Raw genomic sequence first — 15,242 nt, forward strand, 5'->3', positions numbered from 1 at the left:
GGGGTATCCACACAGGAGGAAAAGATGAAGCGCAACGTCACCATCGCAGCCGTCACCGCCGCCGTTCTCATCGGCGGCACCGCCGTCGCCTTCGCGGGCGGCGGCGACGGCGACCGTACTCCGGCCAGGAGCACGAGCGCCGAACGCGCCGACACCCGGTCCTACGCCGACGCGGAGACCGCCCGGACGGACGACGGCACGAAGAGCACCCGGATCACCCTCGACCAGGCCGTCGCCGCCGCCTTGAAGAACGTCCCGGGCACGGTCACCGAGGCCGAACTGGACGATGACGACGACAACGACGGCCGCACGGTCTGGGAGCTGGACGTTTACGGCTCCGACAAGACCTGGCACGACGTGACGGTGGACGCCACCAACGGCAAGGTCCTGAAGACCCGCGACGACAACGGCGACGACGACCGCGACCGCGACGCGCCCCGCTCGTCCGCGGTCACCCTGAAGCAGGCGGCGGACGCGGCCCTGAAGACCGCGCCGGGCAGCATCACGTCGATCGACCTGGACGACGATGACGATGACGACGACAAGGGCAGCCGGGGCAACGTCATGCGCTGGGACGTCGACGTCGCCGGCAAGGACGGCAGGCAGCACGAGCTGCGGGTCGACGCGAAGACCGGCAAGGTCACGGTGGACCGGGACGGCGACGACCGGGACGACAGCGCGGACGACCGCGACGACCGGAACGACGACCGCGACGGCGACGACGGCTGACAGCCCAGCGCTCGAACCTCCGCACCACCACGGCCCCGTATCGCAGCTGCGATTCGGGGCCGCTCGGCATCACCGCATGCTCAGGAGCTCCCCGTCAGCCCCGCCACCAGCTCGTCGGCCGCCGCGTACGGGTCCAGGTCCCCCGCCACGATGCGTTCGGCCAGGGCGTGCAGGCGGCGGTCGCCGCGCAGGTCCGCGATCTTCTCGCGGAGCGCGGTGACCGCGATCGTCTCGACCTCGTGGGACGCGCGGGCCGCTCGGCGCTCGGCCAGGACGCCGTGCTCCTCCATCCAGGCGCGGTGCTTCTCCAGGGCCTCCACGACCTCGTCGATGCCCTCGCCCCGGGCCGCGACCGTCTTCACGATCGGCGGGCGCCAGTCGCCGGGGCCGCGGGACTCCCCCAGGCCCAGCATGTGGTTCAGCTCGCGGGCCGTGGCGTCGGCGCCGTCGCGGTCGGCCTTGTTGACCACGTAGACGTCGCCGATCTCCAGGATTCCGGCCTTGGCGGCCTGGATGCCGTCGCCCATGCCGGGGGCGAGCAGCACCACGGAGGTGTCGGCCTGGGAGGCGATCTCCACCTCGGACTGGCCGACGCCGACCGTCTCGACGAGGACCACGTCGCAGCCCGCCGCGTCCAGTACCCGGATCGCCTGCGGCGCCGACCAGGCGAGGCCGCCCAGGTGGCCCCGGGTGGCCATGGAACGGATGTAGACGCCCGGGTCGGAGGCGTGGTCCGACATCCGGACCCGGTCGCCCAGCAGCGCGCCGCCCGAGAACGGCGAGGACGGGTCGACGGCCAGGACGCCGACCCGCTTGCCCGCCCGGCGGTAGGCGGAGACGAGGGCGGAGGTGGAGGTGGACTTGCCGACGCCCGGCGAGCCGGTCAGCCCGACGACGTAGGCGTGGCCGGCCAGCGGTGCCAGCGCGGCCATCACCTCGCGCAGCTGCGGGGACGCCCCCTCCACCAGCGAGATCAGCCGGGCCACCGCACGCGGCCTGCCTGCTCGCGCCTGCTCGACCAGCGTGGGGACGTCCACGTCCACGTTCACCGCTCCGTTCGCCTTGCCCTAGCCCTGGAATCCGTATCCGTACGGTGTTACTTGCCCGGGACGCGGATGATCAACGCGTCGCCCTGACCGCCGCCACCGCACAGCGCCGCGGCGCCCGTGCCGCCGCCGCGCCGCTTCAGCTCCAGGGCCAGGTGCAGCACGACCCGGGCGCCGGACATGCCGATCGGGTGGCCGAGCGCGATGGCGCCGCCGTTGACGTTGACCTTGTCCGGGGTGATGCCGAGGTCCTTCACGGACTGGACGACGACGGCGGCGAACGCCTCGTTGATCTCGATCAGGTCGAGGTCCTCGACGGCCAGGCCGTCCTTCTTCAGGGCGTGCCGGATGGCGCCCGAGGGCTGCGACTGGAGGGAGTTGTCGGGGCCCGCGACGTTTCCGTGGGCCCCGATCTCGGCGATCCAGTCCAGGCCCAGCTCCTGCGCCTTGGCCTTGCTCATGACGACGACCGCGGCGGCCCCGTCGGAGATCTGCGAGGAGGTGCCCGCGGTGATCGTGCCGTCCTTGGTGAAGGCGGGGCGCAGCTTGCCGAGGGTCTCGACGGTCGTCTCGGGGCGGATGCCCTCGTCCTTCGCGAAGACGACGGGCTCGCCCTTGCGCTGCGGGATCTCGACCGGGGTGATCTCGGCCTCGAAGATCCCGTTCTTCTGGGCGGCGGCGGCCCGCTGGTGGGAGAGGGCGCCGATCTCGTCCTGGGCGGTGCGGTCGAGGCCGAGGCGGCTGTTGTGCTTCTCGGTGGACTCGCCCATGGGGATGTTCTCGTACGCGTCGGTGAGACCGTCGTACGCCATCGAGTCGAGCATCTCGATCGCGCCGTACTTGTAGCCCTCGCGGGACTTGGGGAGCAGGTGCGGGGCGTTGGTCATGGACTCCTGGCCGCCCGCGACCACGACGTCGAACTCGCCGGCACGGATGAGCTGGTCGGCCAGGGCGATGGCGTCGAGCCCGGAGAGGCACACCTTGTTGATGGTGAGCGCGGGGACGTTCATCGGGATGCCGGCCTTGACGGCGGCCTGGCGGGCGGGGATCTGGCCCGCGCCGGCCTGGAGCACCTGGCCCATGATCACGTACTGGACCTGGTCGCCGCCGATGCCGGCCCGGTCCAGGGCCGCCTTGATCGCGAAGCCGCCGAGGTCGGCCGCGGAGAAGCTCTTCAGGGAGCCGAGGAGACGGCCCATGGGCGTCCGGGCGCCCGCGACGATCACTGAGGTGGTGGTACCGGTCGTTGCTGACATGGGCTCGGCCCCTTGGGATCGGATGTGAACGAGGGTTTACTCGAATGTACTGAGCGGTACCGCGCCCGTCATCCGGCAGCCGGTGTGACGGCGCGCACGTTGCGTAACCGTGGCGGGAGCGGTGGCGCGAAGCCATGCTGAATCCATGCTGACGCGTATCGACCACATCGGGATCGCCTGTTTCGACCTGGACAAGACGGTGGAGTTCTACCGTGCCACGTACGGATTCGAGGTGTTCCACAGCGAGATCAACGAGGAGCAGGGCGTCCGGGAGGCCATGCTCAAGATCAACGAGACCTCGGACGGCGGGGCTTCGTACCTCCAGCTGCTGGAGCCGACCCGGGAGGACTCGGCCGTCGGCAAGTGGCTGGCGAAGAACGGGGAGGGCGTCCACCACATCGCCTTCGGTACGGCGGACGTGGACGGGGACGCCGCGGACATCCGTGAGAAGGGCGTCCGCGTGCTGTACGACGAGCCCAGGACGGGTTCGATGGGGTCCCGGATCACGTTCCTGCACCCCAAGGACTGCCACGGCGTCCTCACCGAACTGGTCACGAGCAACCCGGAGCACTGACCCGGCGCATACCCGGCCCGGTAGAGTGGGCGGTTCCGGGCCGGGGCCGGGTCGGGGCCGTACCGCGTCCTCGTCGTTTGTCTGTCACCATTCCCCGAGGACGGCTCGTCGGCGAGCGGTCCTCGTGTGCAGAGTCGCGACCAGGGCTGGGGCCTTCCCTGCTCAGTGGGGCATCCCCTGCTCGAACGAAATTGAGAGCTTGGGGAAAGAGTTGAGAGCTCGGGGAAGGATGGGACCGCGCAGTGCGGGGCTACGAAAGCCAGGAGAGCCACCGAGCTGAAGACGACCATCTCTCGCGGTTCGAAGCCAAGATGGACCGGCTGAAGACCGACCGGGAGAAGGCCGTCCAGCACGCCGAGGACCTCGGCTACCAGGTCGAGGTCTTGCGCGCCAAGCTGCACGAGGCGCGGCGCAGTCTGGCGACCCGTCCCGCCTACGACAGCGCGGACATGGGCTACCAGGCCGAGCAGATGCTGCGGAACGCGCAGATCCAGGCCGAGCAGCTGCGCAGCGACGCCGAGCGCGAGCTGCGCGAGGCCCGGGCCCAGACACAGCGCATCCTCCAGGAGCACGCCGAGCACCAGGCGCGCCTCCAGGCGGAGTTGCACAACGAGGCCGTCCAGCGCAGGCAGCAGCTCGACCAGGAGCTGGCCGAGCGCCGGCAGACCGTCGAGTCGCACGTCAACGAGAACGTCGCCTGGGCCGAACAGCTGCGGGCCCGCACCGAGTCGCAGGCCCGCCGCCTGCTCGACGAGTCCCGCGCCGAGGCCGAGCAGGCGCTGGCCGCCGCACGGGCCGAGGCCGCCCGGGTGGCCGAGGAGACCCGGCAGCGCGTCGGCTCGGAGGCCGAGAGCGCCAGGGCCGAAGCCGAAGCGATCCTGCTGCGCGCCCGCAAGGACGCCGAGCGGATGCTGGGCGCCGCCTCCGCGCAGGCCCAGGAGGCCACCAGCCACGCGGAGCAGCTGCGCTCCAGCACCACCGCGGAGACCTCGCAGGCCCGCCAGCAGACGGCCGAGCTGAACCGGGCCGCCGAGCAGCGGATCCAGGAGGCCGAGACCCGGCTGCGCGAATCCCGGCTGGAGGCGGAGAGGGTCCTCGCCGAGGCGAAGGACGCGGCCGCCAAGAAGCTGGCCGCATCCGAGTCGCAGAACGAGCAGCGCACCCGTACGGCGAAGTCGGAGATCGCCCGGCTGGTCGGCGAGGCCACCAAGAGCGCCGAGACGCTCAAGGAGGAGGCCGAGCAGGCCCTCGTCGACGCCCGGGCCGAGGCCGACCGGCTGGTCGCCGAGGCGGCCGAGAAGGCCCGTACGGCGGCCGCCGAGGACGCCGCGGCCCAGCTCGCCAAGGCCGCCCGCAGCGCCGAGGAGGTCCTCACCAAGGCCGCCGAGGACGCGCGGTCGACGACGAAGGCAGCGAGCGAGGAGGCCGAGCGGATCCGCCGCGAGGCGGAGGCCGAGGCCGACCGGCTGCGCGGCGAGGCCGCCGAGCAGGCCGACGAGCTCAAGGGCGCGGCCAAGGACGACACGAAGGAGTACCGGGCCAAGACGGTCGAGCTCCAGGAGGAGGCCCGCCGGCTGCGCGGCGAGGCCGAGCAGCTGCGCTCCGAGGCGGTCGCCGAGGGCGAGCGCATCCGGGGCGAGGCCCGCCGCGAGGCGGTCCAGCAGCTGGAGGAGGGCGCCCGTACGGCAGAGGAGCTGCTGACCAAGGCGCGTTCCGACGCGGACGAGCTGCGCACCAAGGCGAGCGGCGAGAGCGAGCGCATCCGCGCCGAGGCCGCCGAGCGCGCGGCCACTCTGCGCAAGCAGGCCGAGGAGACGCTGGAGCGCACCCGTGCCGAGGCCGACAAGCTGCGGGCCGAGGCCGAGGAGCAGGCACAGGCCACCACCGCCGAGGCCGAGCGGGCCGCCGCCGAGCTGCGCGAGGAGACCGAGCGCGCGGTCGCCGCCCGGCAGGCCGAGGTCGCCGGCGAGCTGAACCGGCTGCACACGGAGGCCGAGAGTCGGCTCGCCGCCGCCGAGGAGGCGCTGGGCGAGGCCCGTACGGAGGCGGAGCGGATCCGCCGCGAGACGAACGAGGAGGCGGAGCGGCAGCGCGCCGAGGCCGCCGAGCGGCTGCGCGCCCTCACCGAGCAGGCCGAGGCGGAGGCGGAGCGGCTGCGCGGCGAGGCCGCGGCGGACGCCTCGCAGTCCCGTGCCGAGGGCGAGAACATCGCCGTAAGGCTGCGGAGCGAGGCAGCCGCCGAGGCCGAGCGGCTCAAGACGGAGGCGCAGGAGACCGCCGACCGGGTGCGCGCGGAGGCGGCCGCGGCCGCCGAGCGGGTCGGCGCCGAGGCGGCCGAGGCGCTGGACGCCGCCCAGGAGGAGGCCACGCGCCGTCGCCGGGAGGCCGAAAAGATCCTCGGCGCGGCCCGTAGCGAGGCCGGCCAGGAGCGCGAGCGGGCCCGCGAGCAGAGCGAGGAGCTGCTGGCCTCCGCCCGTAAGCGGGTGGAGGAGGCGCAGGCCGAGGCGCAGCGGCTGGTCGAGGAGGCGGACGCCAGGGCGACCGAGCTGGTCTCGGCGGCCGAGCAGACCGCCCAGCAGGTGCGGGACTCCGTCGCCGGGCTCCAGGAGCAGGCCGAGGAGGAGATCGCCCGGCTGCGCTCGACCGCGGAGCATGTCGCGGAGCGCACCCGTACCGAGGCGCAGGAGGAGGCGGACCGAGTCCGCGCCGACGCGCACGCCGAGCGGGAGCGGGCCTCCGAGGACGCCGTACGCCTGCGCCAGGAGGCCAACGAGGAGGCGTCCCGCCTCCGGCGGGAGGCCCACGACGAGACCGAGGGCGCCAAGGCGCTGGCCGAGCGTACGGTCTCCGACGCGATCGCCGAGTCCGAGCGGCTGCGCGCGGACACCTCGGAGTACAGCCAGCGGGTGCGTACGGAGGCGTCCGACGCCCTCGCGTCGGCCGAGCAGGACGCGTCGAAGGCCCGGGCCGAGGCCCGGCAGGACGCCAACCGGATCCGTTCGGAGGCTGCGGCCCAGTCGGACCGGCTCATCGGTGAGTCGACGACCGAGAGCGAGCGCATCCGCAACGAGGCCGCCCAGGCGTCCGAGCAGCTCGTCGTCGAGGCGACCACGGAGGCCAACCGGCGCCGCAAGGAGGCCACCGAGCAGGCCGACCGGCTGCTGGCCGAGGCGGGCGAGGAGGCCGAGCGGCTGCGTACCGAGGCGGCCGAGCGGCTCGGCTCCGCGCAGGAGCACGCCGCCCGCACCCGCGAGGAGGCCGAACGGCTGCGCGCGGACGCGGAGTCGGCGGCGGAGGAGCTGCGCTCGGAGGCTCGCAGCGAGGCGGACCGGGTGCTGGACGAGGCGCGCGAGGCCGCGGCCAAGCGCCGGGCGGACGCGGCGGAGCAGGCGGACCAGCTCATCAACAAGGCCCGCGAGGAGGCGCTGCGTACGGCCACCGAGGCCGAGACGCAGGCCGACACGATGGTCGGCGCGGCCCGCAAGGAGGCCCAGCGGATCACCTCCGAGGCCACGGTCGAGGGCAACACCCTCGTGGAGCGCTCCCGTACCGACGCCGACGAGCTGCTGGTCGGCGCCCGGCGCGACGCGACCCAGATCCGGGAGCGGGCCGAGGAGCTGCGGGCCCGGCTGGAGAGCGAGATCGAGGAGCTCCACGAGCGGGCCCGCCGGGAGACGTCCGAGCAGATGAAGACCGCCGGTGAGCGCGTCGACAACCTGATGAAGGCGGCGACCGAGCAGCGCGACGAGGCCGAGGCGAAGGCCAAGGAGCTGCTGGCGGAGGCCAATTCGGAGGCGAGCAAGGTCCGGATCGCCGCGGTGAAGCGGGCCGAGTCGCTGCTGAAGGAGGCCGAGACCAAGAAGGCCGGGCTGATCCGCGAGGCGGAGAAGCTGCGGGCCGACGCGGCGGCCGAGGCGGAGAAGACGGTCGCCGAGGGCAAGCGGGAGCTGGATGTCCTGGTGCGCAGGCGCAAGGACATCAATACGGAGATCTCCCGTGTCCAGGACGTGCTGGAGGCGTTGGAGTCTTTCGAGACTCCGGGCGGTGGCGCGAAACCGGTGCCCGGTCCGTCGGGAGGCGGCAAGGCTCCCGCTGCGGCGGGCACGCGCTCGGGGGGCAAGTCCTCGGAGAGGTAGCGGTCGTACGGGGGCGGCGCGGCGGAAAACGTACGGGGGATCGCGGAAGGTGTACGGGGGAGCAGCAGACGTACGGGAGAGAACAGAGCAGGATGTCCGGGACAGCAGGCGTACGGGGGCGCGTGCTTCGTCATGGACATTCAACCCTTCGAGTGGCAAGCACTCCGGGGGTCAGCCACTCAAAAGGGGTGTCATTCTCCAGATCAAACCGGCATCTGCACGCTGACACGCCGCTATGGCCCCTAGGATTCCCCTATCACCTCACCGGTCTCATTCGACAGGAACCCCATGAGTGACCCTTCCTCCCCCTTCGGCTTCGAGCTCGTGCGACGTGGTTACGACCGCGGTCAGGTGGACGACCGCATTTCCAAGCTCGTCGCCGACCGTGACAGTGCCCTGGCGCGCATCACGTCCCTGGAAAAGCGCATCGAGGAGCTGCACCTCGAAACGCAGAACGCCCAGGCCCAGGTGAACGACGCCGAGCCGTCGTACGCCGGGCTCGGTGCACGTGTCGAGAAGATCCTCCGCCTCGCCGAGGAGGAGGCCAAGGACCTGCGTGAGGAGGCCCGCCGCGCCGCCGAGCAGCACCGCGAGCTGGCCGAGTCGGCCGCCCAGCAGGTGCGCAACGACGCGGAGTCCTTCGCGGCCGAGCGCAAGTCGAAGGCCGAGGACGAGGGCGTCCGCATCGTCGAGAAGGCCCAGGGCGAGGCGAACACGCTCCGCACCGACGCCCAGAAGGACGCGCAGCAGAAGCGCGAGGAGGCGGACGCCCTCTTCGAGGAGACCCGTGCCAAGGCCGCGCAGGCCGCCGCCGACTTCGAGACGAACCTCGCCAAGCGGCGCGAGCAGTCGGAGCGCGACCTCGCGTCCCGTCAGGCCAAGGCCGAGAAGCGTCTCGCCGAGATCGAGCACCGCGCCGAGCAGCTCCGCCTGGAGGCCGAGAAGCTCCGCACGGACGCCGAGCGCCGGGCCCGTCAGACGGTGGAGACCGCGCAGCGCCAGGCCGAGGACATCGTGGCCGACGCCAACGCCAAGGCCGACCGCATCCGCAGCGAGTCGGAGCGCGAGCTGGCGGCGCTCACCAACCGCCGCGACTCGATCAACGCGCAGCTGACCAACGTCCGCGAGATGCTGGCCACGCTGACCGGCGCCGCGGTGGCCGCCGCCGGCTCCCCGGTGGACGACGAGCCCGCCCAGCGCGGCGTTCCGGCCCAGCAGACCCGCTGACCTACCCCGGAACGGCTCCTTCCGCACGCCCGGTTCCGCCTTTGTGGTGGCGCCGGGCGCGCGGCCGTTCTAGCGTGTGCGCATGATCGAGCTCGAAGGACTGACCAAACGATTCGGCAGCAAGGTTGCCGTCGACCATCTGACGTGCCAGGTCAGACCGGGCATGGTGACCGGTTTTCTGGGCCCCAACGGGGCGGGCAAATCCACCACCATGCGCATGATGCTCGATCTGGACAACCCGACCAGCGGTACGGTGCGCATCGACGGCAAGCACTACCACGAACTGCAGGAACCGCTGAAGTACATCGGGGCGTTGCTCGACGCCAAGTCGATGCACGGCGGCCGCAGCGCGTACAACAACCTGCTCTGTCTGGCGCAGAGCAACCGCATCCCGAGCAGCCGGGTCGACGAGGTGCTCGACACCGTCGGTCTGAGCGCGGTGGCGAAGAAGAAGTCCAAGGGCTTCTCCCTCGGCATGGGCCAGCGCCTCGGGATCGCCTCCGCGCTGCTGGGCGACCCCGAGATCCTGATGTTCGACGAACCGGTCAACGGCCTGGACCCCGAGGGGATCCACTGGATCCGCAACCTGATGAAGGCGCTCGCCGCCGAGGGCCGGACCATCTTCGTCTCGTCCCACCTGATGAGTGAAATGGCGCTGACCGCCGACCATTTGATCGTGATCGGCCAGGGCAAGCTGCTCGCCGACACCTCGATGGCGGACTTCATCCACGAGAACTCCCGCAGTTACGTACGGCTGCGCTCGCCGCAGCAGGAGCGGCTGCGGGACGTGCTGCACCAGGAGGGCTTCACCGCAGTCGAGGCGGACGGCGGCACCCTGGAGATCGACGGCGCCACGACCGAGGAGCTCGGTGAGCTGGCGGCCCGCCACCAGGTCGTGCTGCACGAGCTGAGCTCGCAGCGGGCCTCCCTGGAGGAGGCGTTCATGCAGATGACCGCCGGCTCCGTGGAGTACCACGCCCACTCCGGACCGGGCGGCGCCGAACCTCCGCCGACGGTGGGGGCGGGCTGGCAGCAGCCGGGCGGCACCACCGCACCCGGCTCCATCGACGGCACCGAGAACAAGGGGGCGTGACGACGATGGCTTCGGTACCCGCGGTCCTCAACTCCGAGTGGACCAAGATCCGCACGGTCTCCTCCACCACCTGGACGCTCATCTGCGCGTTCGCCGTCACGGTCGCCATGAGCGCGGCCCTGTGCGCCCTGCTGAACGCGACGTTCGACGACCTCTCCGAGGCCGAGCAGGTCACCTTCGACCCGACCCTCGTCAGCTTCTCCGGTACGGTCCTGGGCCAGCTCGCCATGGTCGTGTTCGGGGTGCTCGTGGTCGGTACGGAGTACAGCTCCGGCATGATCCGCACCTCGCTGGCGGCCGTGCCGCAGCGCGGGACGCTCCTCTTCAGCAAGATCACCGTGGCCGGGGTGCTGGCCCTCGTGGTCGGCCTGCTGACGAGCTTCGTCTCGTTCTTCCTCGGCCAGGCCCTGCTGGGCGACCGGGGCACCGACCTCGGCGCGGACAACGTGCTCCGCGCGGTCGTCGGCGCCGGTCTCTACATGGGGCTGATCGCGATCTTCTCCATGGGCGTCACCGCGATGCTGCGCAGCTCCATGCTGTCGCTGGGCATCCTGGTGCCGTTCTTCTTCCTGATCTCGCAGATCCTGATCGCGGTGCCGTACGCCAAGGACGTCGCCCGGTACTTCCCCGACCAGGCCGGGTCGAAGATCATGCAGGTCGTTCCGGAGGCGATGGGCAGCGATCCGTCGCCGTACGGGCCGTGGGCCGGTCTGGGGATCATGGTCGCCTGGGTGGTGGCGGCGGTGCTCGGCGGCTACCTGGTCCTGAAGAAGCGGGACGCGTAGCGGCGCCGGGAAGCGGCCCCCGGTCCGCGTGACGGCCCGCTCGCAGGCTGTGCGGAACTTGGCCGGAACCGTCAAGGCCTGGTTATCCTCCTAACTCTTACGGGGGTGTGCGGCCAGGTGGCCCGAGCCCCGAACGACAGAGTGAGTCGATGGGGCTGGAGAATGATCGAGGCAGTCGGCCTGACCAAGCGCTACGGCGCGAAGACGGCCGTGGACGACCTTTCCTTCCAGGTGCGGCCGGGGGCCGTCACCGGCTTCCTCGGTCCGAACGGGTCGGGCAAGTCCACGACCATGCGGATGATCCTCGGTCTGGACCGGCCGACGGCGGGATACGTCACGATCGGCGGGCACCCCTACCGGAGCCTGCCGAACGCACCGCGCCAGGTGGGCGCGCTGCTGGACGCCAAGGCGGTGCACGGCGGGCGGACCGCCCGCACCCACCTGCTGTCGCTGGCGCAGCTGGCCGGGATCCCGGCCCGGCGGGTGGACGAGGTGCTGGGCGTCGTCGGGCTCCAGGACGTGGCCAAGCGCCGCTCCAGCGGCTTCTCGCTCGGCATGGGGCAGCGGCTCGGGATCGCCGCGGCCCTGCTCGGCGACCCGCAGGTGCTGCTCTTCGACGAGCCGGTCAACGGTCTCGACCCCGAAGGCATCCACTGGGTCCGCAATCTGATGAAGACGCTGGCGGCCGAGGGCCGCACGGTCTTCGTCTCGTCCCACCTCATGAGCGAGATGGCCCTCACCGCCGACCATCTGATCGTGATCGGGCGCGGCCGGCTGCTCTCCGACATGAGCGTCACCGACTTCATCTCGGCGAACTCCGCCGACTTCGCCCGGGTCCGGGTCCCCGAGAACGCCCCCCAGGAGCGGGAGAAGCTGACGTCCTCGCTCATCGAGGCGGGCGGCAGCGTGATGTCCGAGCCGGACGGCGCCCTGCGCGTCACCGGCCTCCCGCTCCCGAGGATCAGCGACCTGGCCCACGGGGCCGACGTACGGCTCTGGGAACTGTCGCCGCACCGGGCCTCGCTGGAGGAGGCGTACATGCGGATGACGCAGGGCGTCGTGGACTACCGCTCGACGGACGACGCCAAGGCCGGGCTCCTGGAGCCCCCGCAGGGGCCGTACGGGTCCTACGGGGACGTTCAGGGCGGTTACGGGGCCGGGCCGGGCTACGGGCAGCCCCAGTCGGCGGAGGTGCCCCAGCAGAGCTGGTACGCCCCGCCCCCGCCCGGACAGAACCCGTACGCCACCCCCGGCCCGGCCGCCGCGCCGAGCCCGGCCGCCCCCGAACCCTCCCCCGCCGACGCGGCCGGGACGAAGACCAGCGAGGACCCCCGATGACGACGCCGGCCGCCCCGCAGGCCCACGAGCAGCCGCAGCCGCCGCACGGCCTGCTGGGGTCCTACGAGTCGCCCATCCCGATCCGCCGCGCCACGCTCGGCGACGCGATCGCCTCGGAGTGGACGAAGATCCGCTCCGTCCGCTCCACGCTGTGGACCCTGGGCGTGATGATCGTGCTGATGGTCGCGATCGGGTTGGTGTCCGCGCTGCTGATCGCCGCCGCCGACACCGACATGGACGGCGAGCCGGTCGTGGCCCTCGGCTTCTTCGGGGTGCTCCTGGGCTCGATCTGTGTGATCACCCTCGGCGTGCTGACCATCGGCTCCGAGTACAGCACCGGCATGATCCGTACGACGCTGACGGCCTGTCCGAGCCGGGCCCGGGTGCTCACGGCGAAGGCGATCGTCTTCTTCCTGCTCGCGTTCACCATCACCACGGTGACCGCCACGGTCGTCGCGGTGTTGCAGACGGCGATCCTGGGCGCCAGGGTCGACTCCGGCTCCGTGTGGCTGCGCGCCACCGTCGGGGTCGGGCTCTACATCGCGGCCCTCGGCCTGGTGTCGCTGGCGGTCGGCGCGATCATCCGGCATTCGGCGGGCGCCATCACGGTGATGATCGCCGTGGTGCTGCTGCCGCTGGTCCTCGCGCTGTTCATGTTCACCGACAGCCTGCGCGGACTGCAGCGCTTCCTCTTCGAGTACTCGATCCCCAACCAGCTCGGCGCGCTCTACGGCTCGACGGTCACCGAGACCGGCCCGTCCGGCTGGGAGCCGCTGCTGCTGATGCTGGGCGTCGCGGCCGTGGCCCTGGGCGGCGCCTACCTGGCGCTGGACCGGCGCGACGTCTGAGGTGGCGCGGGCCACTCAGTAGCGCGGCGCGTTCCTGGACCGCTGCACCCGCGTGGTGCGGCGGTCCTTCGCGTTCCAGCAGGCCTTGTGCCAGTGCCTGCGGTCCTCGATGCCGCCGAACTCGGGCCAGGCGACGAGATGCGGGACGCCGGAGGGGATCTCCTGGTCGCAGCCGGGGCATCGGTACCGCCTGCCCTGGGCGCTCGCGCCGTTCACCGGGCGCACCGACCACTCCTCGCCCTGCCAGCTCTCGGTGGCCCCTCCCCCGCCGTACCGTCCCAGCGCCGTACCGGGGGGTTCGTCGGGACTCTCGCCGCCACGGGGGCGGTTGCGGCGCGGGGACACAGGACACCTCACGGGGGCGGGTCGGGCACGGTTCACTCCAAGCCTAGAGGCCGGCACCGGGGGCAGGTGCCGGGTGGGCGGGCGGCACGATCGGGCACGGGAGTGAGTTAGCGGAAAATCGCAACAACTTCACCCCGGACCGTGCCTTTGGCACGTGTCAGACGTTGTTGCCAGTGGGGGAGACACGCGTCGGCCGCAAGGAGGCAACACGCGATGCGCATCGGAACGTTCGTTCTGGCAGCTCGGTTCCCGGGCCAGGGGCCGGGCGAGGCCCTGCACCGGGCCGTCCGGTCCGCCGAGGCGGCGGAGGAGTCCGGGCTCGACTCGGTCTGGCTGGCCGAGCACCACTTCGTGCCGTACGGGGTCTGCCCGTCCGCCACCACGCTGGCCGCGCTGCTGCTCGGCCGGACCCGGCGGATCCGGGTCGGCACCGCCGTCAGCGTGCTGCCCAACCACCACCCGGTCGCCCTCGGCGAGCAGGCCGCGCTGCTGCATCTGACCAGCGGAGGACGGTTCTCGCTCGGGGTGGGCCGGGGTGGTCCCTGGGTGGACCTGGAGGTCTTCGGCGGCGGTCTCGACGCGTACGAGAACGGCTTCCCCGAGGCGCTGGACCTGCTGCTCGACTGGCTGCGGGAGCCCCGGGTCGCGGGGCGCGGGGCGCGGTTCGGCTTCCGCGAGGTGGCGGTGGTGCCGCGCGCGGACGAGCTGCTGACGGACGGCTCGGCCGAGGGGCCCGAGGTGATCGTGGCGTGCACCTCGCCGAAGACCGTGCGGCTGGCCGCGAGCCGGGCACTGCCGATGCTGCTGGGCATGCACTGCGGGGACGAGGAGAAGGCGGAGATGGTCGCCCTGTGGCGTACGGCGGCCCGGGAGGCCGGCCATCCGCCGGAGGTGGTCGAGGGAGCCGCACATGTGTCCGCGGGGGTGGCCCAGATCGCGGACGGGCCCGAGGACGCCACGGAGACGCTGGTGAAGACGATGCCCGGGTGGCTGCGCCAGGGGCTGGGCGCCCATGTCACGGTGGACGACCGGCACCGCGTGATGCGGGACCCCGTCGCGTACACGGAACTGCTGTGCGGGCTGCACCCGGTGGGCCCGCCGAAGCTGGCCGCCGACCGGCTCGCGGCCACGGCCGAGCGGACCGGCATCACCCGCTTCGCCCTCCTGGTGGAGGGGTCGGGCGACCTCGGGGCGACCGAGGAGAACGTGCGGCGCCTCGGCGCGGACGTGCTGCCGCTGCTCACCTGACCGGCGCCTGTGCATGCGGAACGACCTCGCGGTGGAACGTGACGCGTCATGCGGCGGAACGTGGTGCGGTGGTACGGGAGCTGCCGCCCCGGAGCCAGTTGCACCTCCCGCGGCCCGAAGCGGCAGCAGGAGCGTTCAGCAGTCCCGTAGTTCGGGCGACTGGTTGAGCAACTGGCCCCTCACCGAAGTGAACTTGGCCAGCCGGTCGTCGACCGAGGCGTCCAGCGGGAACACCGCGACGCGGTGGCAGTTCTGGAAGGCGATACGCACTCCGAAGTGCCGCTGGAGCGCGCCGCGTATCGCATCACTCGCGAGTGCACGCAGCAGCTGACCACGTGCCTGCTCGTTGGGCGGCGGCGTCTGGTTGTCGGCGAACTGGCCGCCGTCCACCTTCAGCTGAGCCACCAGCGAGCTGATCATCTCCCACGCGAAAGGCAGGGAGGTCCGGACGCAGTCGACGAAGTCGGCTTCGTCGACCTCGCCTCGCTCGGCCTGTTCCAACAGCGCCGGTGAGACGTCGAGCGACATGGGTTCTCCTCTCGCGACCCCGGACGGTGACCGGGGCCTTACGGGCAGGGAAGAAGGGCGACGACGCAGCGTGCACGGGCGACGACCTC

Annotated in this window: 13 protein-coding genes; 9 read left to right on the forward strand and 4 right to left on the reverse strand. The window is 72.1% G+C overall.

Annotated elements, in window-relative coordinates; all coding sequences use genetic code 11:
• Nucleotides 1-24 precede the first annotated feature (24 nt).
• A complete protein-coding gene (locus tag AMK21_RS15535) occupies nt 25-729 on the forward strand; it encodes a PepSY domain-containing protein (protein ID WP_073878273.1) in 705 nt (234 codons plus the stop codon).
• Nucleotides 730-809: 80 nt separating this feature from the next.
• Here AMK21_RS15535 and meaB read toward each other — a convergent pair whose 3' ends face one another.
• Both meaB and AMK21_RS15545 read right to left on the reverse strand, forming a co-directional pair.
• Nucleotides 810-1,778: a methylmalonyl Co-A mutase-associated GTPase MeaB gene (gene meaB, locus AMK21_RS15540; protein WP_199863206.1), complete on the reverse strand. Its 969-nt coding sequence runs from the start codon at nt 1,776-1,778 to the stop codon at nt 810-812.
• A 47-nt stretch (nt 1,779-1,825) separates the two neighbouring features.
• Nucleotides 1,826-3,031, reverse strand: a complete 1,206-nt coding sequence (locus AMK21_RS15545; RefSeq protein ID WP_073878275.1) for an acetyl-CoA C-acetyltransferase — start codon at nt 3,029-3,031, stop codon at nt 1,826-1,828.
• A 145-nt stretch (nt 3,032-3,176) separates the two neighbouring features.
• Here AMK21_RS15545 and mce point away from each other — a divergent pair, with 145 nt between their 5' ends.
• The 7 genes from mce (at nt 3,177) to AMK21_RS15580 (ending at nt 13,032) form a co-directional block, all read left to right on the forward strand.
• On the forward strand, nt 3,177-3,605 hold the full coding sequence (mce, locus tag AMK21_RS15550; RefSeq protein WP_019762239.1) for a methylmalonyl-CoA epimerase: 429 nt from the start codon (nt 3,177-3,179) through the stop codon (nt 3,603-3,605).
• Between the two features lie 242 nt (nt 3,606-3,847).
• A complete protein-coding gene (scy, locus tag AMK21_RS15555) occupies nt 3,848-7,741 on the forward strand; it encodes a polarized growth protein Scy (RefSeq protein WP_073878277.1) in 3,894 nt (1,297 codons plus the stop codon).
• A gap of 288 nt (nt 7,742-8,029) precedes the next feature.
• Complete coding sequence (locus AMK21_RS15560; RefSeq protein ID WP_073878279.1) at nt 8,030-8,968, forward strand: cellulose-binding protein; 939 nt, start codon at nt 8,030-8,032, stop codon at nt 8,966-8,968.
• Nucleotides 8,969-9,050: 82 nt separating this feature from the next.
• On the forward strand, nt 9,051-10,061 hold the full coding sequence (locus tag AMK21_RS15565) for an ABC transporter ATP-binding protein (RefSeq protein ID WP_073878281.1): 1,011 nt from the start codon (nt 9,051-9,053) through the stop codon (nt 10,059-10,061).
• Between the two features lie 5 nt (nt 10,062-10,066).
• The gene (locus tag AMK21_RS15570; RefSeq protein ID WP_073879150.1) at nt 10,067-10,846 is read left to right on the forward strand and encodes an ABC transporter permease subunit; all 780 of its coding nucleotides are present in this window, start codon (nt 10,067-10,069) and stop codon (nt 10,844-10,846) included.
• 162 nt (nt 10,847-11,008) lie between these two features.
• Nucleotides 11,009-12,184 (forward strand): ABC transporter ATP-binding protein, encoded by a 1,176-nt coding sequence (locus AMK21_RS15575; protein WP_073878283.1) that lies wholly within the window; start codon nt 11,009-11,011, stop codon nt 12,182-12,184.
• The gene (locus AMK21_RS15580) at nt 12,181-13,032 is read left to right on the forward strand and encodes an ABC transporter permease (RefSeq protein ID WP_073878285.1); all 852 of its coding nucleotides are present in this window, start codon (nt 12,181-12,183) and stop codon (nt 13,030-13,032) included. The genes AMK21_RS15575 and AMK21_RS15580 overlap by 4 nt, the downstream gene beginning before the upstream one ends.
• Nucleotides 13,033-13,047: 15 nt before the next feature.
• Here the strand turns inward: AMK21_RS15580 and AMK21_RS15585 are convergent, their stop codons facing one another.
• Nucleotides 13,048-13,377, reverse strand: a complete 330-nt coding sequence (locus tag AMK21_RS15585) for an ATP/GTP-binding protein (protein ID WP_073878287.1) — start codon at nt 13,375-13,377, stop codon at nt 13,048-13,050.
• Nucleotides 13,378-13,590: 213 nt separating this feature from the next.
• Here AMK21_RS15585 and AMK21_RS15590 point away from each other — a divergent pair, with 213 nt between their 5' ends.
• Nucleotides 13,591-14,625, forward strand: coding sequence for an LLM class flavin-dependent oxidoreductase (locus AMK21_RS15590; RefSeq protein ID WP_073878289.1), 1,035 nt, complete (start codon nt 13,591-13,593; stop codon nt 14,623-14,625).
• A 135-nt stretch (nt 14,626-14,760) separates the two neighbouring features.
• Here the strand turns inward: AMK21_RS15590 and AMK21_RS15595 are convergent, their stop codons facing one another.
• Entirely contained in the window at nt 14,761-15,153 is a 393-nt protein-coding gene (locus tag AMK21_RS15595) for an SCO5389 family protein (RefSeq protein ID WP_073878291.1), read from the reverse strand.
• Nucleotides 15,154-15,242 lie beyond the last annotated feature (89 nt).

Source organism: Streptomyces sp. CB00316, from assembly GCF_001905595.1.
Lineage (GTDB): Bacteria > Actinomycetota > Actinomycetes > Streptomycetales > Streptomycetaceae > Streptomyces.